The sequence below is a fragment of the Agromyces litoreus genome (genome assembly GCF_040496015.1).
Taxonomy (GTDB): Bacteria; Actinomycetota; Actinomycetes; order Actinomycetales; family Microbacteriaceae; genus Agromyces; species Agromyces litoreus.
The window spans coordinates 87936-109131 of sequence record NZ_JBEPKA010000007.1; the positions used below are offsets into that span (position 1 = coordinate 87936).

Genomic DNA, 21196 nt, shown 5'->3' on the forward strand with positions numbered 1-21196 from the left:
CGTTCCCTGGCCACGTCCGGAGGCACGGCAGGCACCGACGTGGGGCCCACCGCGGGCGCCTCAGGCGAGCCCGAGACGGTCCGGCGAGAGCCGGTAGAACGTCGCCGCGGTGCGTCCGAGCACCTGCTCGCGCTCGTGCGGCTCCAGGCGATCGAAGATCGGGCGGAGGCCGTTCCAGACCTTCGTGTAGCCGCCCGCGAGGATCGAGATCGGCCAGTCGCCGCCGTACATCAGCCGGTCGAACCCGAACACCTCGACGGCGCGGTCGACGAACGGCTCGATCGACTCCGTCGACCACGCGGCGAGGTCGTCCGTCGCCGAGTAGAGCCCGCTGATCTTCGCGTGCACGTTCGGGTGCTCCGCCGCAGCGGCGATGAGGCTCCACCACGGTTCGCGGTCGGTCAGCCCGATCGGCGGCTTCGACAGGTGGTCGATCACGAGCCGCAGGTCGGGGTGGCGCTCGGCGATCACGGGCACGTGCTCGAGGTGCCGCGGCAGCACCGACACCACGTCGAAGGTCAGGCCCGCGGCCTCGAGCACCGACAGTCCCTCGTCGACGTCCGGCCGGAGCAGCCAGTCGGGGTCCGGCTGGGTGTGGATCAGGGTGCGCACGCCGACGATGAGCGGGTCGCCCGCCCAGGCCTCGACCGCCGCGGCGCACTCCGCCGGTCGCTCGATCGGGGCGTACGCCACGATGCCGGCGACCTCGGGATGCATCGAGGCGGACTCGATCATGAGCTCGGTGTCATCCGGATCGTCGGCCGACTGCACCTGCACCGTGAAGTCGACGCCCGCGGCGCGCAGCTCGTGGCGCAGCTCGTCGAAGTAGATCGGCCGGTCGATCGGGGCGAGGTCCGGGCCGAGCCAGTCGTAGACGGCGCGCTTGGGATCCCAGATGTGCTGGTGCGTGTCGATGACGGGGTGGCTCATGGTTCTCCTCACAGGACTCTATGCCGGTCCCAGACCGCCCGGAGCGACTCCCCGGCCAGCAGCTCCTCGAGCACCGTCGCCTCGCGCGATGCGCGCTCGCGCGCGAGGCCCAGGACCTGCTCCTCGTGCTCCTGCGGCACGACCACGACGCCGTCGTCGTCGGCCATCACGAGGTCGCCCGATGCGATGCGCACGCCGTGCACGACGACCGGGGTGTCGGTCGAGACGATCCGCATGCGGGCGCGGTAGTCCATCGGCCGCCGCGATCGCCCGAACGCGGAGAAGCCGAGCGCGGCGATCCGGTCGGTGTCGCGCAGGTTCCCGTCGGTGAGCACCCCGGCGGCGCCGTGGCCCAGGGCGGCGGCGCTGAACAGCTCGCCCCAGAAGGCCGAGTCGTTGCTGCGGGCGGTCGCGATCACCACGAACTCGCCGGGACCGATCCCGTCGATGAAGTCGATCGCGTCGCGGTACGGGTCGTCGGGGTCGTCCTCGAGGGCCGGGGCGAAGCGGACGGTGCGCGCTCGCCCGATCGCGCGCGAGCCGGGCACGATCGGCGCGAGGCGCTCCTGCAGCACCTGGTCGCGCAGGCCCGCCGCGTCGCACGAGTCGCTGACGATCGCGGCGCTCAGTCGCTCGTCGCCCGGCCGGGCGACGAAGCCGCGCTCAGCGGATGACATGGCCGCCGCCGGGCCGGAAGGCGAACTCCCGCTCGATCTCCTCGCTCAGCCGCACGCCGAGGCCCGGCGCGGTGGGCGCGCCGATCGTGCCGCCGCCGAAGTCGATCGGTTCGACCAGCAGCGCGTCGCGGAGCGGGTTCGGCAGCGTGCAGTACTCGAAGAGCTCGACCGTCGGGGAGGCGAGCGCGGCATGCAGGTTCGCGGCGAACGTCACGCCGCTGCCCCAGACGTGCGGCACGCAGTCGACGCCGGCGTCGTGCGCGAGCCGGGCGACCCGCGCGAAGGCGCGGAAGCCGCCCACGAACGTGGCGTCGGGCTGGGCCAGGTCGACCCCGCCGGCACCGATCAGCTCCGCGAACTCGCGCACGGTGCCGTTGGACTCCACGCCGGAGACGGGCACGTCGACCGCGGCGCGCACGCGCGCGAACCCGGCGACGTCGTCGGCCTGCATGGGCTCCTCGTACCAGAGCGCCCCGAGCTGGGCGGCGCGCTCGCCGACGCGGATCGCATCCTCGGCCGACCAGGGAGCGGAGGCGCACGCCTGGACCGCGTCGATCACGAACCGCGTGCCCTCAGGCAGCGTGGCGGTCACGTGGTCGAGCAGCTTCAGGGTCGTGTCGGGGTCCTCCATCGCCCGGAACTTCACGATCTCGAAGCCCGCGGCCACCTGCGTCGCGGCCCACTCGGCGACCTGCTCGAACGTCGTGCCGAGCCCCCCGCTCGCGTAGGCCCGGATCCGGCTGCGCGCGGCGCCGCCGAGCACCTCGTACGCGGGGACGCCTTCCCGCTTGGCGACCGCGTCGCACGCGGCGATCTCGATGGCGCCCGCGACCCCCGCGGCGATGCCGCCGCGCGACCAGAACGCCGTGTAGGCCCGCAGGTGGTCGCCGACCTCGAGCGGCGAGTCGAGCGGCACGCCCACGATGTAGGGGCGGAACGCATCCACGAGCCCGGGCACCGCGGTCGCCGCCATGATGCCGGCGCCGGCCTCGCCCACGCCGCGAGAGCCGTCGGAGAGCACGACCTCGACGAGGGCGGCATCCCACGAGCGGATGGTGCCGCCGACCCAGGTGAGCTCCTCCCCCGGCGCGTAGCGGTGCGAGAGGAGGACCGCGCGGACGTCGGTCACGGTGAGCGACGTGACGGGCGCGGCGCGGCCGTCCGTCCTGGTCTCGGTCGGGGCGCTGCCTGCGGGGGGCGACGTCGTCATCGCTGGTCTCCTGCTCTCCGGTTGACGAGGTAGAGGTGGGTGAGCACCATCACGGTCTCGTCGCGCTGGTTGACGACGGTGACGAGCTCGTGCACGTACCCGAACTGCTCGGGCTTCTTCGGGTGCTCGGACTTCTCGGTGATCTCGGCGGTGACCCGGATGGTGTCGCCGATGAAGACCGGGTTGATGAAGCGGATGCGGTCGTAGCCGTAGCTCATCGACTGCGGGTTGATGTCGCCGGCGGTCATGCCGACGGCGACCGAGAGGGTGAGCGTGCCGTGCGCGATGCGCTGCCCGGCGGGCTGCGTCGCCATCCACTCGGCGTCCATGTGGTGCGGGAAGAAGTCGCCGGTCTGCCCCGCGTGGAGCACGATGTCGGCCTCGGTGATCGTGCGGCCGACGGTCTCGCGGCGCTCCCCGATCTCGATGTCCTCCCACCAGCGGTCGATGGTCTGCATGTCAGTCCTCCAGGTGGCGCGCCGTCGCCTCGTCGAGGCGGTCGATGGCATCGTCAATCTCGACCCGTCCCGCGAGCACGTCGGTGATCATCGACCCGACCTCGTTCTGCAGCTCGGGGTACTCCGGATGCCGCGGGCGCACGTACGCCGTCTCGAGCGTGGTCCGGGTGTTGCGGAAGAAGTCCAGGCTCAACGCATTCGTGCGGTCGGACTCCCATGCGGCCGCATTGCCCGGCTGCCCGCCGCCGTCGAAGTAGACGCCCTCCTGCACCTCGGCGGAGTCGAGCCAGAACGCGTGGTCGATCGCGGCCTGCGGATGCTCCGTGCGCGCCGAAACCGCGATGCCCGCGCCGCCGAGGAGCGACCCGCGCACGCCCGCCGGACCGGCCGGGATGTCGACGTAGGCGATCCGGTGCTCGCGGAACCCCGCGCGCGAGTAGTTCGTGTACCCGAACAGCAGCGGGCTGTACACGAACTGCTCCCCGGTCGCGAGCCGGTCGGCGACGTCGATCGGATTCAGCGCCAGGTTGTCCTCCGGTACCAGCGACGCGAGCCGGCGCATCAGCTCGAGCGCGTCGCGAGCCGCGTCGCGGGGCAGGAACACCCCGGGCTCGCGCAGGGCGTCGGTGCCGTGGCTCGCCGCGACGGTGAGCAGGCTCGAGTAGGCGTCCACCGGCTTCGCCGGCCACAGCACCCGTCCCTCCTCGGCGAGCGCGAACACCTCGTCCCACGTCCGCGGCGGCGCGTCGATCAGGTTCGGCCGCCAGGCGGCGACCTGCGCAGCGGCGTCGGTCGCGAGGCCCCACTGGCGTCCCGCGTGCTGGTACGACGCGTGCGACGGCCCGACCGACTGCGCGGCGAGCGTCGCGAGCTCGTCGTCGTGGCCGGCGCCGTCGAGCGGCAGCAGCAGGCCGCGCTCGGCGGCGAACGGGATGTGCGGGTGGTCGATGACCAGCAGGTCGACGCCGTCGACGAGCTCGTCGAGGCCCTGGTCGCCGAACGCGAGCAGCGACCGGTACTCCCAGACGACCTCGACGTCGGGCGCCACCTCCCGGTAGGCCTCGGCCGCCGCGACGACGCTGCCGTACCCGCGCTCGTGCTCCCAGGTCATGCCCCGCAGCGTGATCGTCATGCGTCCACCCGCTGCCGGGGGAACTCGGCGCGGATCGCCTCGTCGTCCTCGCCGAGTCGCGGCGCGGCCTTCGTGCTCGACAGCACGCGGCCGTCGACCCGGATCGGCCCGCGCGTCGTCGCGATCCGCACCCCGTCGCGCTCGACCTCCTGCGTCATCCGGATGGCGGCGAACCCGTCCGACTCCATGAGCTCGTCCAGCGTGAGCACGGGCGCGCACCACACGTCGGCGGTGTCGAGGATGTCGAGCCAGTGCTGGGTCGTGTCGGTCGCGAACCGCTCCGCGAGCATGTCCTCGATCTCGACCTGCCGGTCCCACGCCTCCTGCGGGTCGGACATCAGTTCGAGCTCCCGGATGCCGAGCAGCCGGCCGAGCGTGGGGATCGCGTTCATCGCGAGCGCCAGGTACCCGTCGGTGGTCGGGTAGGTGCCGTAGGGTGCGGCCAGGAACGCGTGCGCGGAGTGCGACCCGCCGCGGCGGACCGTGATCGTGTCGTCGTTCAGCCGCGTCGACAGCAGTTCGAACTGCAGGTCGAGCATGGCCTCGAGGAGGCTCGACTCCACGAGTCCGCCCTCCCCGGTGCGGAAGCGGCGCACGAGCAGCGCAGTGACGCCCTGCGCGATGTGGCAGCTCAGGAGGTGATCGGCGATCGAGACCCCGACCGGAACGGGGCCGTCCTCGCGCGACCCGCTCAGCCACGGCAGCCCGGAGATCGACTGGGCGAGCAGGTCCTGGCCCGGGCGGTCCTTCCAGGGCCCCTCCGAGCCGTAGCCGGTCGCGCTGGCGTAGACGATCGACGGGTTGATCGCCTTGACCGATTCGTAGTCGAGGCCGATGCGCTCCATGACGCCCGGGCGGAAGTTCTGGATGATGACATCCGCCCTGGCCACGAGCTCCTTGACGTAGGCGAGGTCGGCGGCCGACTTCAGATCGGCCGTGATCGACTCCTTGTTGCGGTTCATCGCGTGGAACGAGACCGTGTCGCCGTCGATCCGGCGGCCGGCGAACGCCAGCGTCCGGCCGATGTCGCCGACGCCGGGGCGCTCGACCTTGATCACGCGCGCTCCGAGGTCGGCCAGCCGCATGGCGGCGACCGGGCCGGCGAGGAACTGGCTGAAGTCGAGGACGAGGACGCCCTCGAGCGGGAGGGTCGGAGCAGTGGACATAGGTGCCTTCATTTCCCACGCGGCTGGGTGCCCACCGCGGGCATCCATACCTGTCGAACATCGTTGATCAATCGTTTGTCCATGGTAGGCGATGCTTCGCCCGCCCTGCAAGCCCGGCGTCCACGCGACGCCGCAGGGTCAGCGCGCGGGGGGCGCGGTCGACTCGCGGAGGATCAGCTCCGGCGACGGGTCGGTCACGACGACGTCCGTCGCGACGCCCGTCGAGATCCGCTCGTACATCGCGGTCATCGCCGCCTCGCCCATGCGGCGCAGCGGCATCCGGACCGTCGTGAGCGGGGGCCACGTGCTCTCGGCCGTCCAGGCATCGTGCATGGCGACGATCGAGAGGTCCTCGGGCACCCGCAGGCCGCTCCGGCGGGCTTCGAGCAGCGCGCCGAGCGCCGCGTTCACGTTCGCCACGACGACCGCGGTCGGCGGATCGTCCCGATCGATCACGGCGTGGAGCGCCTCGCCGCCGGCGCGCGGCAGGTAGCCGAGCTCGGTCATCAGGTCGGGGTCGGCCTCGAGGCCGGCGGTCGACATCGCGTCCAGGAAGCCCTCCCGGCGGCGCCGGCCGGTGTCGGAGTCGGGCAGCCCGCCCAGGAACCCGATGCGCCGGTGGCCGAGCCCGATGAGGTGCCGGGTCGCGATGCGGATGCCCTCGGCATCCTCGAGGATCACCGACCCCGGGTGGTCGAGGTGATCGGAGTTCACGAGGATCACCGGCAGTCGACCGTTCAGGAGCTCGTCGAAGTCGCTCGTGTCGCTCGCGTCGCCCAGCTGGACGATCGCGCCGTCGACACGGCCCTCGCCGATGAGACGCGGGATGGCGTCGGGCTCGCTCGTGAGGTTCTCGGCGCGGGCGAGCAGCACCATGTACCCGCGACGGTTGCCCTCCTCCTCGACGCCCGACATGAGCTCGGAGAACATGGCGTTGGTGAGGTCGGGCACCACGACGGCGATGACGTTCGTGCGCGAGAACTTCAGCGCACGGGCCGCGAAGTTCGGCCGGTAGTCGAGCTCCTTGGCGGCGTCGAAGATGCGCTGGCGGGTCTGCTCGCTGACCCGGGCGTCCGGAGCGTTCGAGAGCACGCGCGAGACCGCGGAGACGGAGACGCCGGCCTTCGAGGCGACATCGCTGAGGGTGGCCATGGCCCCCATAGTACGGACAGGGCCCCCGCCGGCCCCGGAGGCGCGGACGGATTGCGCAAACGTATGTTCACTGGTATCCGTCCGGACATCGGATCGTGGGCCCGGCCGCGCGCCGCGCCCGTCCCTCGCGCCGACGACCACGGACGCTCAGTCCGGGGTCGTCGTGAGGTCGCGCCGGCGCGTTCGCTCAGGCGAGGTCGTCGGTGCCTTCGACGATGACGTGCTGGCTCGTCGAGTTGCTGAGGCGCGCCTCGAGGTGCGGCTGGTGCTCGGGGTCGTTCTCGAACGCCTTGGCCGCGTCGACCGACGGCCACTCGATCACGATGCGCAGGCCGGGCTCGGCCCCGACGCCCTCGAGCCGCTCGTGCTTGGCGGTCCTCGCGAGGTAGGTCCCGCCGTGCTTGGCGATCAGGCGGATGGCGATTTCGTCATGGAGAGCGACACCCAGCTCTATTGGAAGCATCGCGTGCCTCCGATGAAGCGAGTGCGGACCGCACGCATCAACCTCACCTTCCGGATCAGCCGGACCAGGTAGGCGGTGTCGCGAACGGATGCCGCGAACGGGGCCGGTCCATCGGACCGGCCCCGTTCGCGTCCGGCTCGGAGCCCGTGTTCGAACCCGAGCGCTCGGCTCAGAAGTTGAGGATCTGGCGACCCTCCTGGGCGAGCTCGCGGATGCTGAGCTCGCCGGCCGCCTCGGCGCGGAGCGACCAGCCCGCGGCCGAGATCGCGTCCTTCACCTTGTGCGCGCTCGCGCAGTAGGAGCAGGCGCCGCCGACGTTCTCGCGCAGCGACTCGACGAGCGGATGCATGGGGTGGGTCGCGTCGCTGACCGCGGCGAGCGTCTCGACGCCCGAGCCGTCGAAGACGACGGTCACGTCGTCGCCGCCGGCCTTGAACTCGGCGGCGGTCTTGAGGCCCCGGTACACGCGGGCCATGTCGCCCGAGAGCGGCTCGTAGATGACGACGGCGATCTTGTGGTCGGCCATGGAATCTCCTTCAGATTTGCCATACCGGTCGGTATAGCGGACTTGAACACTAACCAGACCGGTCGGTATAGTCAAGTGCATGTCCGACACGGTGATCGAGCGCCCCCGACCCGGATCCGCGCGCGAACGACTCCTGGCGGCCGCCGCGCGCCTCTTCTACGGCGACGGGATCAACACCACTGGGGTCGAGGCCATCGCCGCGACCGCGGGCGTGACCAAGGCGACGCTCTACAACAACTTCCGCAGCAAGGACGACCTCGTCGTCGCCTACCTGCGCGGCAAGCTCGACGACACCCGCGCCTCGCTGTCCGACCACGACGCCCCTGATGCCTCGCCCGTCGTGCGGGTCCGGGCGATGTTCGACACCCTGGAGGCCGACATCGCGGCGGGCCGCTTCGACGGCTGCCCGTTCGCCAAGGCGGCCGTCGAGGTCCCCGGCAACGCCGAGGCCATGGCCATCGTGCGCGAGCACCACGACGACGTCGTCGGCCACCTCGCGCGCATCACCGGCGACGCCGACGCCGCCGAGACGATCGCGATGCTCTACGACGGCGCGATCATCGCCGCGAAGGCGACCGGCGACGGCGCACCCGTCGCGCACGCGCGCCTCGCGGCGACGCGGCTCGTCGCCCGGTGACCGACGGGCCCGATCCCGCCGACCGGTCCGCCCTGTGAACTCCGTGTGCACGCGCCCAGCGACTTGCCTCGACGCGCGTGCGGCCGCAGGCTGGGCCCATGATCAACGAGCCGGACGAGGACCAGGCGATCGAGAGCGTCGTGGTCCGAATGATGGAGCGTTTCCCGAGCACCTCCCGGGACCGCGTGCATGCGGTCGTCGATGAGGAGCACCACCGCTACGACGGCCGCCCGGTGCGCGACTTCGTGCCCGTGCTCGTCGAGCGCGCCGCGCGGCACCGGCTGGAGGAGGACGGCTCGGGCACCGACGCGCCCGCGGCCTGACCGTCCCCGACGCCGGCGGACCGCCGTCGGCGAGCGACGACGGCGCGCGCCTACAGCCGGACCCCGCGTGCGCCGAGGTCGTCGGCGAAGGCCCGGCGCAGCTCGTCGTCGACCTGGGTCTCCGCGGCGGCGACCGAGTCGCGAACCGACTCCACCCGGGTCGATCCGATCACCGGCCAGGCGCCGGGCATCGCGTCGAGCATCCCGGCGAGCGCGGCCCGGTGCACCGACATCCCCCGGGCCCGAGCCACGGCGGCGACCCGCGGCACGTGGGTCGCGAGCGGGTCGGCCCGCGGCCCGCCGAACGGCGCGTAGGCGAGGAACGGGATGCCGGCGGCGACGCAGTACCGGTACTCGGCCGCCGAGTCGATGCCGAGTGCGAACCGGTTCTCGACCGCGTCGAGTTCCGTGATCGAGCGGGCGCGGTCGAGCTGCTCGACCGTGGCGTTCGAGAGGCCCACCGCCCGGACCACGCCCTCGTCGCGCAGCGCGGCGAGTTCGCGCACGGTGGCGTCGAGGTCGTCCACGCGGTCGGTCCGGTGCAGGAGCAGGAGCGACGGCGGGGCGCCGAGCACCTCGCGGCTGTGCAGCGCGTCTGCGCGCACGCGCTGCGCGCTGCTGTCGGAGTCCCACGCGCTCCGGGCGAGCCGGAAATGGCCGGCCTTCGTGATGATCGGGAGCTCGGGCGACTGCGCGCGGGCGGCCTGCGCGATCCGCTCCCCCGCGGCGTCGTCGTCGACCGTGGCGTAGGCGCGCGCCGTGTCGACCGCCACCACGCCCGCGTCGACCGCCGCGCGAACGACCTCGAGCGCGTGCTCGATCGTGGCGCCCTCCTTCAGCACCAGGGAGGCCACCCCCAGCACGACGCCCGGCGCGGGCAGGCCGAACGCCGTCATCACCTGGTCCGGATCGACTCGGATGCCACGCCCGTAACCTACCGCGGACGGCATTCGACCGCGGCGAACACAGCCAGCGCGAGGCGTTCGTCGATCTCCCCCTACCCTTGGTCGTCCCCCATCGTGCTGGGCTCGAGCTCGCCCGGTCCGTCTCGCATCGGCGTCGGGTTCGGTCCGTCGTCGCCCGGAAGCCTCGACACCTCGTCGACACCGATGCGTGGAGGGGCGCTCGACACCGGCTCCGCCGGACGCGTGGCCATCGGGAGCCCCGACTCGAACGCGACCAGCGAGGTCGCCACGGCGATGACCGAGACATCCCGGTAACCGTCCTTCGAACCCGTGATCCGCACGCTCACGGTGACCCCGACCAGGCTCGCGGTCGGCACCAGGGCGGCCGACGTGGCCCCGGGGATCGGCGCGTCGTCGGCGAACCACTGGTAGTCGAACGACGTTCCCGAGGTCCACGCCCCGGGTTCGGCCACCAGCTCGCGTCGTACGACCGGGTCTCCGCTGATCGACGGGGCCCCGATCTCGAGCGCACCGAGTGCGACCGGCCCCGTCGACGGCGTCTCGGAGGTGGTGGAGACGTACTCCGGTGCCGAGGCGGTGACGCGAACGCTCACGGCCCGGCCGACGAGCTCCGGACCGATCGGGAGCGTCGACTCGACCACCCCGGGAACGGGCGCACCGTCGGCGAGCCACTCGTACGCGAACGTCGTCTTCGGGGTGTCCGACGTCACCTCGGCACGCAGGGTCGAACCGACGACCGCCGACCCGGAGAGGGTCGGCGCCGCCATCGACACCGAGCGGCGCGTGACCGACGCGTCGACGCCGGACACCACCTCGCCCGCGGCGACCTCGAATCGCCGTGCCGTCTCGAGGCTCGTGCCGTCCTGCCACCACTCGCCCTCGAGGTTGGCGCGCTCGCGGAACTGGACGACGTACGTACCCGCCGCCAGCCCTGAAAGGCGGAACGTGCCGTCGGCGCCGGTCGGCCCGGTCGCGAACGGCCACCACTCGCCGGCGCGCAGTCGGTAGGCCATCACCCATTGGGATTGCACGAGGGCCCCGGCCTGATCGGTCACGGTCCCTTGGATCGTCGCTCCGTCGGCGATCCGAACGTCGGCGGTCATCGACTCGCCGGATGCGAGCTCGATCGTGTCGGCATCGGCATCCTCGGGTTGCACGTTTCCCAACGCACCCGGCTTCCCCCGCCACCACTGCGTCTCGTAGTTCTTCTTCCCGTTGGACGACCAGAACTGCACGGTGTACGTGCCTGCGGGCAACCGGCTGAACGCGAAGCGGCCCGAGGCCGACTCCGTACCGGAGGTCTGACCGTCGGCGATGCTCATCCAGCGGCCCTCGCGGAACGCGTACAGGGAGACGTTCATGTAGCGGATGGGATCGCCGCGCTGATCGGTCACCGTTCCGCGGATGACGACCGCCGCCGTCATCGTCATGTCCAGTTCGACGACGGCGTCGCCGAGCACCTCGACGGTCACACCGGTGATCGGCACGTATCCCGTCTCGGTCGAGGTCGGCACCGCATCGCCCCGGAACGACGCGCTCCAACGTCCTGGGTCGAGTCTCCGGATCTCGTAGCGTCCGGACTCATCGGTGGTGTCGCCGTACGACCGTGGCGTTCCGCCCGACACCTTCTCCGTGAGCACGACTGACGCACCCGCGATCGGGGCCCCGTCGACGTCGGTGACGACTCCGGTGACGATGCCGGCGGTCGGGAGCCGCAGGTAGATCCCTTCGCGTGCCTCTCCGACGCCGAGCGAGATGACGGTCGCCGTGGCGTAGGGGTCCGTGCCGTCCCACACCACTGATGCGTACTCGGTCCCGTCGGGCCCCCAGGCCCTGATGCCGTAGTCCCGAGCACCCAATCCCGTGACCGTGTACCTGCCCTGCGCGTCCGTCCGCGTCGAGGCGGCCGTGGAGTAGCCGTACAGGTTGCTGGCGAAGAACGCGACGACGAGCGCACCCTCGAGCGGCTCGCCGTGCGTGTTCGTGACGGTGCCGGAGATCGATCCGGTGTCCTCGGCCGAGGCCGGCGAGAGACCGATCGAGGTCAGGAGCGCGGCGAGCAGGGCGATGGCGGCAGCGAGGCCGATCGGGCGCGCTGCGGCGCGCACCCGCGGACGGTAGGGCATCGGGTCTCCGGGGACTGGGGTCGGCCGCCTGAACAGTAGCGCGCGACGCCCCCGGGCGACAGCGACGACCGGGAGGAATCCACGCGGGTCGCGGCGGCCCCGCTCACCCGATCGCCGTCACGTACCCGCTGGCGATCGTCGCGACCTTGTCGACGTAGTCGCTGTCGTGGTTGTACGAGAACACCGCAGCGCGCCATCCCTCGGCGCTCGTCATCGGGCCCGACGCGCACAGGTACCGGGCGGCAGTGAGCGCGGCGTCGTCGATCTGACTGGGATCGGCGACGCCGTCGCCGTCGGCATCGGCGCCCCACTGCTGCCACGTCGGCGGGATGAACTGCATCGGCCCGACCGCGCGATCCCACGTGGTGTCGCCGTCGAGGGCGCCGCCGTCGGTGTCACGGATGGCGGCAACCCCGTCGCCGTCGAGGGCGGGCCCGAGGATGGTCGGTCGGGCGACGCCGCGCTCGTCGAACTGCGCGCCGCCGTGGCTGCCGTGGCCCGACTCGACGGAGCCGATGGCCGCGAGGGTCGTCCAGTCGATGCCGCAGTCCGGACGATCGGCGGCGATCGCCACGTGGGCGAGCGCGTACGCGGAGAGGGCGCGCTCCGGGATGCCGGTCGCCGCCGAGACGCTCGAGAGCCATCCGGCGTCGACGACGAGCCTGGCGTCGGGGACCTGTTCGGACTCCGGGCGGACGAGCGGCGCGACCTCGGTGCCCGTCGCGGACGAGTCGGTGGCCGACGGGTCGGCGTTCTGCTGGGCTCCGGCGTCGTCCGGCGCGACGCTCACCGGCGGCGGCGGAGCGCCGCGGCCCTGCGCCGACGGTGCGGCGAAGCCGCCCGGAGTGTTCGCGACCCCCAGCATCCGCACGCCGAAGACGGTTGCGACGACGAGCGCGAGCACGCCGGCCACGAGTCCGACGTACCCGGCGACCTGCAGCGCGACCTGTCGGGCCGACCTCCGCCCGCGGCGAGCGCGGGGCAGGTCGCCGTACGCGTCATCGTCCCAGGACATCGATCAGCCACTCCGTCCGGGCGCCGGATCGATTCCGCGCCCCTGCTCGCGTGCGGACCGCCGACTGCGGACACGGAACCACACCCGCACGCTCAGGCTAGCCGGGTCGCGACCGCCATCGGCTGGGAAGTGGCCGGGCGTCCCGGCGTTCGCGCACAGCGCGTCTCGGCCGTGGCGAGGCGATCGTGCGGCGCGAGGCGATCGTGCGGCGCGGACTCTGGAGGTCCGGGTGCGGAGCGAGGAGGATGGGCGCGCGAGGTGCGCGGATGACGGAGGAGCGAAGATGACGAACGATGCGGACGCCGGTCGGTTCGAGTACCCGGACTCCGCCGGCTACCCGGACGGCAGCGGGTTCCTCGACGAGGGCACCACGGATGACGACGAGGGCACCACGGATCCGGACGAGGGCACGGCGGACCCGGACGCGGACGCCGGCCGCCCGGCCGACGACGACGACGCGGTGGACGACGAGGAGACGGCCGCCCTCGTCGACGAGGTGAACGCGGAAGGCGCTCGCGACATCGACCTGCCGTCGGCGGAGTCCGACCATGCCATCGTGGTCCGACGCGTGGACGAGCGGAACCGCTTCGTCGCCACCCTCGACGACGTCGAGATCGCGACGCTCCGGTACGCCGAGGAGGGCGACGGCCTCGTCCTCATCACGACGCGGGTGGAGCCGGGATACCGCGGCCGCGGCATCGCGGGCGCGTTCATCGCCGACGTCCTCGACCGCATCCGGGACGACGACGTGCGCATCACGGTGCAGTGCCCCGTCGTGTCCGCGTTCATCGCGAGGAACGAGGAGTACGCCGACCTGCTCGCGTGATCGGGGCCGCGGCGACGAATCGCGTGGGTGGTCGTCACTAGTCTGACCGGATGGCCCTCTTCGACCACCTCGGCATCAGCGTCGAGGACCTCCCCCGTTCGATCGCGCAGTTCGACCCCGTGATGACGGCCCTCGGCTGCACACGCCTCGACGGTGACACCGGAGCCTCCTGGCACCGCGGCCATGAGGAGCTCATCCTCATGCCCACACGCGAGCCCGGGTCCGGCCCGCACCGGCACGGCCGGATCGGCTGGCAGCACCTGGCCTTCGCCGTCGACTCCCGCGACGAGGTCGACCGCCTCCACGCCATCGCGATGGAGGCGGGCTGGACGGCCGTGCGCGACCCCAAGCCCTACCCGCGCTTCAACGACCGCTACTACGCGTCGTTCGTCGAGGACGACAACGGCATCCGCATCGAGTTCATGTACAACCCGCCGCGCGACGCCGCCGAGGCCTGACCGCCGCCGCCACGATCCCGCACGCCGCGACGACCGCGCCGATCACGGCGGCCCAGAGCGCCGAGTCCTGCGGGATGTCGAGGTACACGGTGATGCCGAGGATCCGCGAGAGCCCCCACGGCAGCAGCGCCATCTGGTCGTTCCACGTCGTGAGCGCCGCCTCGAGTCCGACGGCGGCGACGAGCCCGGCGACGGCGGCGATGGCGACGCCCGACGCCGCGACGACCGCCCCGACGGCACGACGCACCCCGAGCGCGCCGGCGACCGACCACGCCGCGGCCACGAGCACCCAGCCGAAGAGGGCGAACGAGACGACGACGTAGACGCTGCGCTGCACCTCGTCGGTCCAGAAGCCGAACCAGTAGCCTCCCGGGCCGGATGGCACGAGCACCGCCGACAGCAGGGCCACCCGGAGCAGGGCCGCCCCGCCGACCGCGGCGACGGCCGCCGTCCACGGCGCGCGCAGCGCGCGCACGATCACCACGAGGACGACCGCGAACACCAGCCAGGCGCCGAGCGTCGCGACCAGGTGGGCGGGCGCGGCGAACCAGGTGAGGATGCCGCGGCTGACCGCGAGCGCCACCGCCGGCACCGCGACGAGCGCGACCCGTTCGCCGGGCCCGAGGTCGCGCACGACCTCCGCGGCACGCCACGGCCGGGTTCCCGCCACCCACATCGCCCGGGCGACGGAGGCCAGCGGCAGCCGGCGCCCGCGCTCGGTGCGCGCCGCGATGCCGTAGCCGATCCAGCCCGCGACGAGCACGAGCAGGGCGAGGGCCGACCATCCCATGGCGGGGTCCCGTTCGGCACGCTCGGCGCCGAGTCGGGCCGCTTCGAGGTTGAACGCCGGATGGTACGGGTCGCCGCCGTACGCGGCCTCGTGCTCGGCGGCCGACGCCCGGAACGCGGTGCGTGCCGCCTCCCAGTCGGCGCGGGCCTCGGCCGACCCCGTGTCGTGCCACTCCGCGTTGCGAAGCACCATCGTGCGGTAGTCGGCCAGCATGCCGAGCGTGTTCGCCTCGTAGTCGAGGGCGTCGAGGAACTCGTCGCGCAGCGACGGGTCGTGCCAGGTCGCGGCATCCGTCGCAGCGATCGAGGCGCGCATCCGCTCCACGGCGTCGAGGGCGCCTTCGCCGCCGTCGATCGCCTCGTCGAGCCGGTCGCGCGAGATCGCGTAGATCACGTCGAGCGAGGCACTGTCGCCGGTGGGGATGTCCCACTCGAAGATCCACATCATGGGCGGCGGTTCGAGCCCGATCGCGAACACCCGGCGGTCGGCGAACGGGCCGATGTAGAGGCCGTCGGTGATGGCCTCGCGCGAGTCGGCCATCGCCTCGCCGATGGCCTGCACCGTCGCGGGGTCGTCCGAGAACCAGCGGCGCGCCCAGTCGGCCGTGATCGTCGCCGGGTCGAGCGAGGGGTCGCGCGCGAGCCGCACCGCGAGCTCGGTGTTCAGCTCGGCGAGCTGCCAGAAGCCGGCCTCGAGTTCGAGCGAGAGCGGGCCGGCGCGCCACGGGCCGCCGTCCTGCGTCCACGTCCAGATGCCCTCGATGTTCGGGTTCGCGGCGAGGAGCCGGTCGAACACCTGTGCGTAGAGCGGCCCCAGGTCGTTCGGGAACGCGCCGAAGTTCTCGAACTCGCGTCGCGACTGGAACTCGATGATGCGCCGCTGGTCGCCGACCTCGAGCGTGTTGTTGATCGGCAGGTGGCTGTAGAAGTCGCCGAGCGAGTACTTCGTCGAGACGATGAGCCGGTCGGAGTCGATGCCGTCGAGGACGGCGCGGTACGAGTCGGCGTTGGTGTGCATGTCGCCGACCGCGCCGACGCCGACGCTCCAGGTGCGGAAGATCAGTTCGCGGTCGGCGCGCTCGGCCTGCGCGAGCAGCGTCTCGAGCATCGTGCGCACCGCGTCGACGGTGGTGACCGCGAGCGTGCTGCGGTAGTCCCACTCGGGCAGGTCGTAGACCTGCCCGGCCTCGCCGATGCGGATGAGCACGCCGTCGACGTACGGCATCTCGCGGTACAGCTCGTCGAGCCCGGCCGCGTAGACCTCCCAGAACTCGGGATCGTCGGTGGCGAACCCGCCGAACCGGTCCTGCAGGTACCGCTCGAGCGGCGTCGTGACCACGAGCATGTCGGTGCGCAGGTACACCTGCAGCCCCTTGGCGCGGGCCGACGCCCACAGCGATCCGAACGCGTTCCGCATCGCGATCGCGCGGGCGACGTGCTCGTCGTCGGGGGCGTAGATCTCGGTGCCGTCCCCGACGTCCGAGAAGGTCAGGTACTCCAGCAGGCCGGGCACCGTGATCGCGGTGTACCCCTCGGCCAGCAGGTGGTCGACGTACGCGTCGAAGTCGGTGCGCGCCTCGGCGAGCGCGACGTCGTCGACGTACGGCGCCTCGGCGAGGATGACGTCCTCGAACGCGCGGGAGTTGTGCGAGTAGTCCGTGCCCGCCGAGTGGGCCGCCTCGTCGACGGCGACCCCGACCGCGCCGAGGTCGGCCATCCGGAACCCAAGGCGCGACGTCACGGTCTCCCCCGCGCGCTCGTCGACCGGTCGGCCGTCGCGCACCGCGGCGGCGAGGTCGTAGACGCCACGGATGGCGCCCGCCTCGGTGCGCCCGATGACGGTGAGCGCGTCACGTGAGCCCTCGAGGCGGTACGTGTCGTCGCCCGCGTCGTCATCCACCGCGTCGCCCTCGGTCGCATCGCCGACCGAGCCGTCGACCCGGACCGACAGCGTCGCCTGCCCGTCGGTGCTCGGCGCATCTGCCACCGCGTCGTCGAGCTCCTCGAGCGCCGCGCGCATGCGCGGACCGTCGGGCGCCTCGGAGGTCGCGAATACGGGCGGTGCCGCGAACTCGACCGGCTCCGCGACCGCGGCGGTCTCGACGGGCACGTCGGCGGGCTCCGAGCGGATGCCGAGGGCGTCGGTCAGGGCCACGGCGATCCCGGCTCCCAGGGCGAGCAGGATCACGATGGCGATCCCGACGCGCAGGATCCGGCCGGGGTGCGTCATCACGCTCGGGAGCGTAACACCAGTGGGACGATCGTCCCACTCCTGCGCCCGACCGGATCGGTGCGGCGATCCGGACGTGCCGTCGGATCACCTTCGCCGCCCCGTCGGCGTGGCCGAAACGTGACCATGACGGCGTCGGCGCGTCGCTACAGTGACTCGCGACCCGACCGTGGAGGGCGGTCCGGATGCCGGCGCCCTCCACGACCCCCTCCCCCCGCGAAGGCCACCCATGACCACGAGCCCCACACCCCCGGAAGCCGCCCTCGAGGCAGCCTCGGACACCGCCTCGGCACCGCCCGTGCCGCCCGCGCCTCCGGCACCACCCCTGCCGCCCGTGCAGGACGCGCAGGCCGCTGCGGCCTCGATGAGGAAGCTCGCCAAGCTGGCGTCGGCGACCCAGGTGCTCCTGATCGTCTGCGGCGCCCTCTCCGCCGCGAACATCGCCACCGAGGCGTTCGGCATCAGCGCGATCACGCGGTTCCTCGGCGGCGACGAGACGGTCATCGGCTCGTTCGACACCTACGACGTGATGTCGGCGCTCGTCAACGGCCTCGGCGGTATCGCCCTCATCGTGACCGGCGTGCTCTGGGCGATGTGGCAGTACCGTGCCGCGAAGCAGGCAGTCAGGCGCACGCGACGCTCTCCGGGTCGCCACGCGTCGTCATGGTTCATCCCCATCGTCAACCTCTGGTTCCCGTACCAGAACATCTCCGACCTCTGGCGAGCGGCCGGCCTCTCGCGACCGTCGTGGCAGGTGGCCTGGTGGGCGCTCTGGCTGGGCAGCAACGTCGTGGTCTCGTTCTCGAGCCGCGCCTACATCTCCGCCGAGACCCTCGAACAGCTCCGCTCGGGGATGTGGGGCAATCTCGCGGGCGAGGTCCTCCTCCTGGCTGCGGCGCCGCTGGCGTGGATGGTCGTCGGCGGGATCACGCGAGGCCTCCTGCAGCGCCCGCAGGAGATCGTCGAGGGTGCGACGAGCGCGGGAGAGGTCGCGGCTCCTCCCGCCTGACGCGCCCGGCGAGCGCCTCAGGTCGTCGCCGCGGTCGCCGTGCGGCCGCGGCGACCGCCGTCCACGGCGAGTCCCACCGCCACGATCGCGACCACGACGAGCAGCGCCGCCATCGGCGCGATGATGGCGAGCAGCGGGCTGGCGGCGGCCATCACGAGCGCGGTCGCGATCCGGACCCACGGCCACGCCATGCCGACCACGCGCGCGAAGCCCACGGTACCGAGCAGGTAGACCGCGAGGCCCCCGCCGAGCGCGGCGGCGCCGAACCATCCGAACGGCTCGGGGTCGGTGACGTGCGCCATGGCATCCTCCACGCCGAGCGCGGCGAGGATGATCCCGGCGACGATCACGAAGTGCGCGTAGGTGTAGGCATCGCGCGCGAGCACGACGCGTGCGGCATCCGTGCGGCGTTCGAGCTCGTGCTCGCCCGCGGGCGCGACCCGGGTGAAGTAGGCGGCCCAGAGCAGGATCGAGAGCGTGACCGCGAGCGCGGCACCGAGCGTGATCGGGGCGTCGATGGGCTCCTGCGCGACCCCGACGCCGATCGCGACGATGGACTCGCCGAGGGCGAGGATCACGATGAGCCCGTACCGCTCGCTCCAATGGCCGGGCGAGTAGATGCGCCATCCGCCGCCGCCTCGCGAACTGGCGTAGGTGAGGGCGACGTCCCAGAGGAACGCGGCCAGCCAGATCCAGGTCTGCGCCGGGCCGCCGACGAGTGCCCCGATCAGCAGGAGGATGGTCGCCGGCGCCATCGCGACCGCCTGGGTTCGGAGCACCTGCATCGCGAGCGCGCGGTCGTCGCCCGCGGCCACGAGGTAGAGCCCCATGTGGATGAGGCGGACGACCGTGTAGGCGATCACCAGCACCAGCGGGCCCGACCATCCGCCGTCGAGGTCCTCGTAGGCCTCGGGGATCGCGAGCGCGATGACGAACACCGCGATCATCGCCGCGCTCATGCCGATGCGCACGACGCCTTGGTCGGCCGGCGCCTGGTTGGCGAGCCAGCTGTAGGCGCACCACGTCCACCAGAGCAGGCCGAGCACGATGAGCGCCTGCAGGATCCCGAACCCCGAATGCGTCTCGGCCATGAGGCGGCTGACCTGCGTGAACGCGAAGACGTAGACGAGGTCGAAGAACAGCTCGAACGTGGTGACGCGGGCCGTGTCGTCCGCAGTGCGGACCCGCCCGATCAGTCGCCTGCCACCGCCGGCGTCGTTGCGCTCCTGCATGGCTCAAGGATGCACGAGCGGGGCCGGCGCCGACAGTGAGCACTGAGGTCTCTTGCCGGCATCCGTACCGGGGACTATTGTCCGGTCTGACGGAGGTGACCGGGGCCGCCGGGTCGTTCCCGAGCGGTCGGTCGTACCGGTGGCTCCCGCGACCGAGCGAAGGGAATCACCGATGATCACCGCGCACCGACTGCCGAAACCGCTCCTCCTGTTGTTCGCCGCCATGCTGGCCCTCGTGCTCACCGTCTCGATGACGGGCGCGAAGGGAGGCAACGGGCACGGCGGCAAGGGCGGCAACAGCGCGGTCGCCCAGCTGTGCGACGACGACGGCTGGATGGGACTGGCCAGCGCCGAGGACCCGATGACCGCGTTCGAGTCCCAGGACGCGTGCACCGCCTACGGCGCCGAGGGCGGCGAGGTCGTCGACCTCCAGCTCCCGCCCGAGTTCGAGATGTGCGCGGACTACCCCGGCCTGAAGGTCGACCCGGTGGCCGAACAGGGCTACTTCGACGGCACGTTCACGGTCACCAATATCTACGACAACGGCGCCGGCCCGCGGCTCGACTGGACCTCGACCGTGCCGGTGCTCAGGGTCACGGTGAAGGGCGGGCCGCTGGCGCTCAGCCCCAACACCTACCTCTACCCGGGCGGCAAGACGGCCGACACCGGCCTGCACGCGCCGTTCAACATCAACACGGGCACGTTCTTCGGCATCCAGTACCTCTGCGTGGTGTTCGACGAGAAGCCCTGATCGCGCCGCCGGGAGCGGCGCCCCGCGGAATGCCGCGCCGCCCCCGGCGTTGCACCCCTGTATGAAGCGCATCGGTTTCCTCTCGTTCGGCCACTGGTCGAACTCGCCCGGCTCGCAGACCCGATCGGCGTCCGACGTGCTGCTGCAGTCGATCGACCTCGCGGTCGCGGCCGAGGAGGTCGGGGCCGACGGCGCGTTCTTCCGCGTGCACCACTTCGCGAACCAGCTCGCGAGCCCGTTCCCGCTGCTCGCGGCGGCCGGCGCGAAGACGAGCCGGATCGAGCTCGGCACGGGCGTGATCGACATGCGCTACGAGAACCCGCTGTACATGGCCGAGGATGCCGGCGCCGCCGACCTCATCGCCGGCGGCCGACTGCAGCTCGGCATCTCGCGCGGGTCACCCGAGCAGGTCGTCGACGGCTACCGATACTTCGGCTACGAGGCGCCCGAGGGATCGACCATCGCCGACGTCGCCCGCAACAACGCGGGCGTCTTCCTGAAGGTCATCGACGGCGCCCGGTTCGCCGAGCCGAATCCGCGCCCGATGTTCCCGAACCCGCACCCGGGCCCGCTCGGCATCCAGCCGCAGTCGCCCGGACTGCGCGACCGCATCTGGTGGGGCGCCGGCTCCGACGCCACGGCCGTGTGGGCAGCCGAGCAGGGCATGAACCTCATGAGCTCGACACTGAAAGAGGATGAGTCGGGCGAGCCCTTCCACGTGCAGCAGCGCAAGCAGATCGAGGCCTACCGCGCCGCCTGGGCCGAGGCCGGCCACGAGCGCGAGCCGCGGGTCTCGGTCAGCCGCTCGATCTTCGCGATCGTGAATGACATGGATCGCGCCTACTTCGTCGGCGGCGGCGACCGCTCCGACCAGTTCGGCGTGATCGACGACTTCCGCGCCGTCTTCGGCCGCAGCTACGCCGCCGAACCGGATGTGCTCATCGACCAGCTCCGCGAGGACGAGGCGATCGCCGCCGCCGACACCCTGCTGCTCACCGTGCCCAACCAGCTCGGCGTCGACTACAACGCGCACGTGCTCGAGTCGCTCCTGACCCACGTCGCCCCGGCGCTCGGATGGCGCTGAGCGATGATCGCCCGGCCCGAACGAGAGGCCGAGACGGCGACAGCGGATGGCACGGAGCCGAGCTCTGCGCCATGCG

The 21196-nt window shown here is 72.2% G+C and carries 21 protein-coding genes; 7 read left to right on the forward strand and 14 right to left on the reverse strand.

The genetic code is table 11. The annotated features are described in order from the left end of the window. Window positions 1–60 precede the first annotated feature (60 nt). The 9 genes from ABME01_RS07450 to ABME01_RS07490 form a co-directional block, all read right to left on the reverse strand. The gene (locus tag ABME01_RS07450; RefSeq protein WP_353827750.1) at window positions 61–930 is read right to left on the reverse strand and encodes an amidohydrolase family protein; all 870 of its coding nucleotides are present in this window, start codon (window positions 928–930) and stop codon (window positions 61–63) included. A gap of 8 nt (window positions 931–938) precedes the next feature. After that, a complete protein-coding gene (locus ABME01_RS07455; RefSeq protein WP_353827751.1) occupies window positions 939–1607 on the reverse strand; it encodes an RraA family protein in 669 nt (222 codons plus the stop codon). Next, window positions 1594–2817: a mandelate racemase/muconate lactonizing enzyme family protein gene (locus ABME01_RS07460; protein ID WP_353827752.1), complete on the reverse strand. Its 1224-nt coding sequence runs from the start codon at window positions 2815–2817 to the stop codon at window positions 1594–1596. Before ABME01_RS07460 ends, ABME01_RS07455 begins: the two co-directional genes overlap by 14 nt. Continuing rightward, window positions 2814–3275, reverse strand: a complete 462-nt coding sequence (locus tag ABME01_RS07465) for a MaoC family dehydratase (protein WP_353827753.1) — start codon at window positions 3273–3275, stop codon at window positions 2814–2816. Before ABME01_RS07465 ends, ABME01_RS07460 begins: the two co-directional genes overlap by 4 nt. Window position 3276: 1 nt before the next feature. Then, window positions 3277–4407, reverse strand: coding sequence for an extracellular solute-binding protein (locus ABME01_RS07470; RefSeq protein ID WP_353827754.1), 1131 nt, complete (start codon window positions 4405–4407; stop codon window positions 3277–3279). Further along, on the reverse strand, window positions 4404–5573 hold the full coding sequence (locus ABME01_RS07475; RefSeq protein WP_353827755.1) for a CaiB/BaiF CoA transferase family protein: 1170 nt from the start codon (window positions 5571–5573) through the stop codon (window positions 4404–4406). Before ABME01_RS07475 ends, ABME01_RS07470 begins: the two co-directional genes overlap by 4 nt. A gap of 138 nt (window positions 5574–5711) precedes the next feature. Beyond that, complete coding sequence (locus ABME01_RS07480; RefSeq protein WP_353827756.1) at window positions 5712–6725, reverse strand: LacI family DNA-binding transcriptional regulator; 1014 nt, start codon at window positions 6723–6725, stop codon at window positions 5712–5714. Between the two features lie 187 nt (window positions 6726–6912). Further along, window positions 6913–7188, reverse strand: a complete 276-nt coding sequence (locus tag ABME01_RS07485) for a DUF1330 domain-containing protein (RefSeq protein ID WP_353827757.1) — start codon at window positions 7186–7188, stop codon at window positions 6913–6915. Between the two features lie 169 nt (window positions 7189–7357). Next, on the reverse strand, window positions 7358–7714 hold the full coding sequence (locus ABME01_RS07490; RefSeq protein WP_353827758.1) for a DsrE family protein: 357 nt from the start codon (window positions 7712–7714) through the stop codon (window positions 7358–7360). A 79-nt stretch (window positions 7715–7793) separates the two neighbouring features. Between ABME01_RS07490 and ABME01_RS07495 the strand changes: the two genes are divergently transcribed. Further along, window positions 7794–8351 (forward strand): TetR/AcrR family transcriptional regulator, encoded by a 558-nt coding sequence (locus tag ABME01_RS07495; protein ID WP_353827759.1) that lies wholly within the window; start codon window positions 7794–7796, stop codon window positions 8349–8351. 98 nt (window positions 8352–8449) lie between these two features. Continuing rightward, the gene (locus tag ABME01_RS07500; RefSeq protein ID WP_353827760.1) at window positions 8450–8674 is read left to right on the forward strand and encodes a three-helix bundle dimerization domain-containing protein; all 225 of its coding nucleotides are present in this window, start codon (window positions 8450–8452) and stop codon (window positions 8672–8674) included. A gap of 50 nt (window positions 8675–8724) precedes the next feature. Here the strand turns inward: ABME01_RS07500 and ABME01_RS07505 are convergent, their stop codons facing one another. From ABME01_RS07505 to ABME01_RS07515, 3 genes are all read right to left on the reverse strand, one after another. Next, window positions 8725–9570: an aldo/keto reductase gene (locus ABME01_RS07505; RefSeq protein WP_353827761.1), complete on the reverse strand. Its 846-nt coding sequence runs from the start codon at window positions 9568–9570 to the stop codon at window positions 8725–8727. 101 nt (window positions 9571–9671) lie between these two features. Next, complete coding sequence (locus ABME01_RS07510) at window positions 9672–11708, reverse strand: carboxypeptidase regulatory-like domain-containing protein (protein WP_353827763.1); 2037 nt, start codon at window positions 11706–11708, stop codon at window positions 9672–9674. A 121-nt stretch (window positions 11709–11829) separates the two neighbouring features. Beyond that, the gene (locus ABME01_RS07515) at window positions 11830–12741 is read right to left on the reverse strand and encodes a lytic transglycosylase domain-containing protein (protein ID WP_353827765.1); all 912 of its coding nucleotides are present in this window, start codon (window positions 12739–12741) and stop codon (window positions 11830–11832) included. Between the two features lie 283 nt (window positions 12742–13024). On the opposite strand from ABME01_RS07515, the gene ABME01_RS07520 reads away from it, so the two are divergent. After that, a complete protein-coding gene (locus ABME01_RS07520; protein WP_353827766.1) occupies window positions 13025–13567 on the forward strand; it encodes a GNAT family N-acetyltransferase in 543 nt (180 codons plus the stop codon). Window positions 13568–13617: 50 nt separating this feature from the next. Then, window positions 13618–14025: a VOC family protein gene (locus ABME01_RS07525; RefSeq protein ID WP_353827767.1), complete on the forward strand. Its 408-nt coding sequence runs from the start codon at window positions 13618–13620 to the stop codon at window positions 14023–14025. On the opposite strand, the gene ABME01_RS07530 is transcribed toward ABME01_RS07525, so the two are convergent. After that, window positions 13988–17044 carry a hypothetical protein gene (locus ABME01_RS07530; protein WP_353827796.1) on the reverse strand — a complete coding sequence of 1019 codons (3057 nt, stop codon included), beginning with the start codon at window positions 17042–17044 and terminating at the stop codon, window positions 13988–13990. The genes ABME01_RS07525 and ABME01_RS07530 overlap by 38 nt on opposite strands. A 334-nt stretch (window positions 17045–17378) precedes the next feature. Here ABME01_RS07530 and ABME01_RS07535 point away from each other — a divergent pair, with 334 nt between their 5' ends. Further along, window positions 17379–18053, forward strand: a complete 675-nt coding sequence (locus tag ABME01_RS07535) for a DUF4328 domain-containing protein (RefSeq protein WP_353827768.1) — start codon at window positions 17379–17381, stop codon at window positions 18051–18053. Window positions 18054–18070: 17 nt separating this feature from the next. Here ABME01_RS07535 and ABME01_RS07540 read toward each other — a convergent pair whose 3' ends face one another. Further along, on the reverse strand, window positions 18071–19285 hold the full coding sequence (locus tag ABME01_RS07540; RefSeq protein ID WP_353827769.1) for a low temperature requirement protein A: 1215 nt from the start codon (window positions 19283–19285) through the stop codon (window positions 18071–18073). A gap of 172 nt (window positions 19286–19457) precedes the next feature. Between ABME01_RS07540 and ABME01_RS07545 the strand changes: the two genes are divergently transcribed. Together ABME01_RS07545 and ABME01_RS07550 are read left to right on the forward strand one after the other, a co-directional pair. Further along, window positions 19458–20036, forward strand: a complete 579-nt coding sequence (locus ABME01_RS07545; RefSeq protein WP_353827770.1) for a hypothetical protein — start codon at window positions 19458–19460, stop codon at window positions 20034–20036. A 61-nt stretch (window positions 20037–20097) separates the two neighbouring features. Continuing rightward, entirely contained in the window at window positions 20098–21120 is a 1023-nt protein-coding gene (locus ABME01_RS07550; protein ID WP_353827771.1) for an LLM class flavin-dependent oxidoreductase, read from the forward strand. Window positions 21121–21196 lie beyond the last annotated feature (76 nt).

What these genes read in the sequence shown, in the direction of transcription:
- ABME01_RS07495 (WP_353827759.1), top strand. Translation starts at nt 7,794, where the DNA reads ATGTCCGACACGGTGATCGAGCGCCCCCGACCCGGATCCGCGCGCGAA.
- ABME01_RS07550 (WP_353827771.1), top strand. Translation starts at nt 20,098, where the DNA reads ATGAAGCGCATCGGTTTCCTCTCGTTCGGCCACTGGTCGAACTCGCCC.
- ABME01_RS07450 (WP_353827750.1), bottom strand. Translation starts at nt 930, where the DNA reads ATGAGCCACCCCGTCATCGACACGCACCAGCACATCTGGGATCCCAAG.
- ABME01_RS07530 (WP_353827796.1), bottom strand. Translation starts at nt 17,044, where the DNA reads ATGACGCACCCCGGCCGGATCCTGCGCGTCGGGATCGCCATCGTGATC.
- ABME01_RS07485 (WP_353827757.1), bottom strand. Translation starts at nt 7,188, where the DNA reads ATGCTTCCAATAGAGCTGGGTGTCGCTCTCCATGACGAAATCGCCATC.
- ABME01_RS07545 (WP_353827770.1), top strand. Translation starts at nt 19,458, where the DNA reads ATGATCACCGCGCACCGACTGCCGAAACCGCTCCTCCTGTTGTTCGCC.
- ABME01_RS07540 (WP_353827769.1), bottom strand. Translation starts at nt 19,285, where the DNA reads ATGCAGGAGCGCAACGACGCCGGCGGTGGCAGGCGACTGATCGGGCGG.
- ABME01_RS07525 (WP_353827767.1), top strand. Translation starts at nt 13,618, where the DNA reads ATGGCCCTCTTCGACCACCTCGGCATCAGCGTCGAGGACCTCCCCCGT.
- ABME01_RS07470 (WP_353827754.1), bottom strand. Translation starts at nt 4,407, where the DNA reads ATGACGATCACGCTGCGGGGCATGACCTGGGAGCACGAGCGCGGGTAC.
- ABME01_RS07505 (WP_353827761.1), bottom strand. Translation starts at nt 9,570, where the DNA reads ATGACGGCGTTCGGCCTGCCCGCGCCGGGCGTCGTGCTGGGGGTGGCC.
- ABME01_RS07515 (WP_353827765.1), bottom strand. Translation starts at nt 12,741, where the DNA reads ATGTCCTGGGACGATGACGCGTACGGCGACCTGCCCCGCGCTCGCCGC.
- ABME01_RS07490 (WP_353827758.1), bottom strand. Translation starts at nt 7,714, where the DNA reads ATGGCCGACCACAAGATCGCCGTCGTCATCTACGAGCCGCTCTCGGGC.
- ABME01_RS07480 (WP_353827756.1), bottom strand. Translation starts at nt 6,725, where the DNA reads ATGGCCACCCTCAGCGATGTCGCCTCGAAGGCCGGCGTCTCCGTCTCC.
- ABME01_RS07455 (WP_353827751.1), bottom strand. Translation starts at nt 1,607, where the DNA reads ATGTCATCCGCTGAGCGCGGCTTCGTCGCCCGGCCGGGCGACGAGCGA.
- ABME01_RS07460 (WP_353827752.1), bottom strand. Translation starts at nt 2,817, where the DNA reads ATGACGACGTCGCCCCCCGCAGGCAGCGCCCCGACCGAGACCAGGACG.
- ABME01_RS07475 (WP_353827755.1), bottom strand. Translation starts at nt 5,573, where the DNA reads ATGTCCACTGCTCCGACCCTCCCGCTCGAGGGCGTCCTCGTCCTCGAC.
- ABME01_RS07520 (WP_353827766.1), top strand. Translation starts at nt 13,025, where the DNA reads ATGACGAACGATGCGGACGCCGGTCGGTTCGAGTACCCGGACTCCGCC.
- ABME01_RS07500 (WP_353827760.1), top strand. Translation starts at nt 8,450, where the DNA reads ATGATCAACGAGCCGGACGAGGACCAGGCGATCGAGAGCGTCGTGGTC.
- ABME01_RS07465 (WP_353827753.1), bottom strand. Translation starts at nt 3,275, where the DNA reads ATGCAGACCATCGACCGCTGGTGGGAGGACATCGAGATCGGGGAGCGC.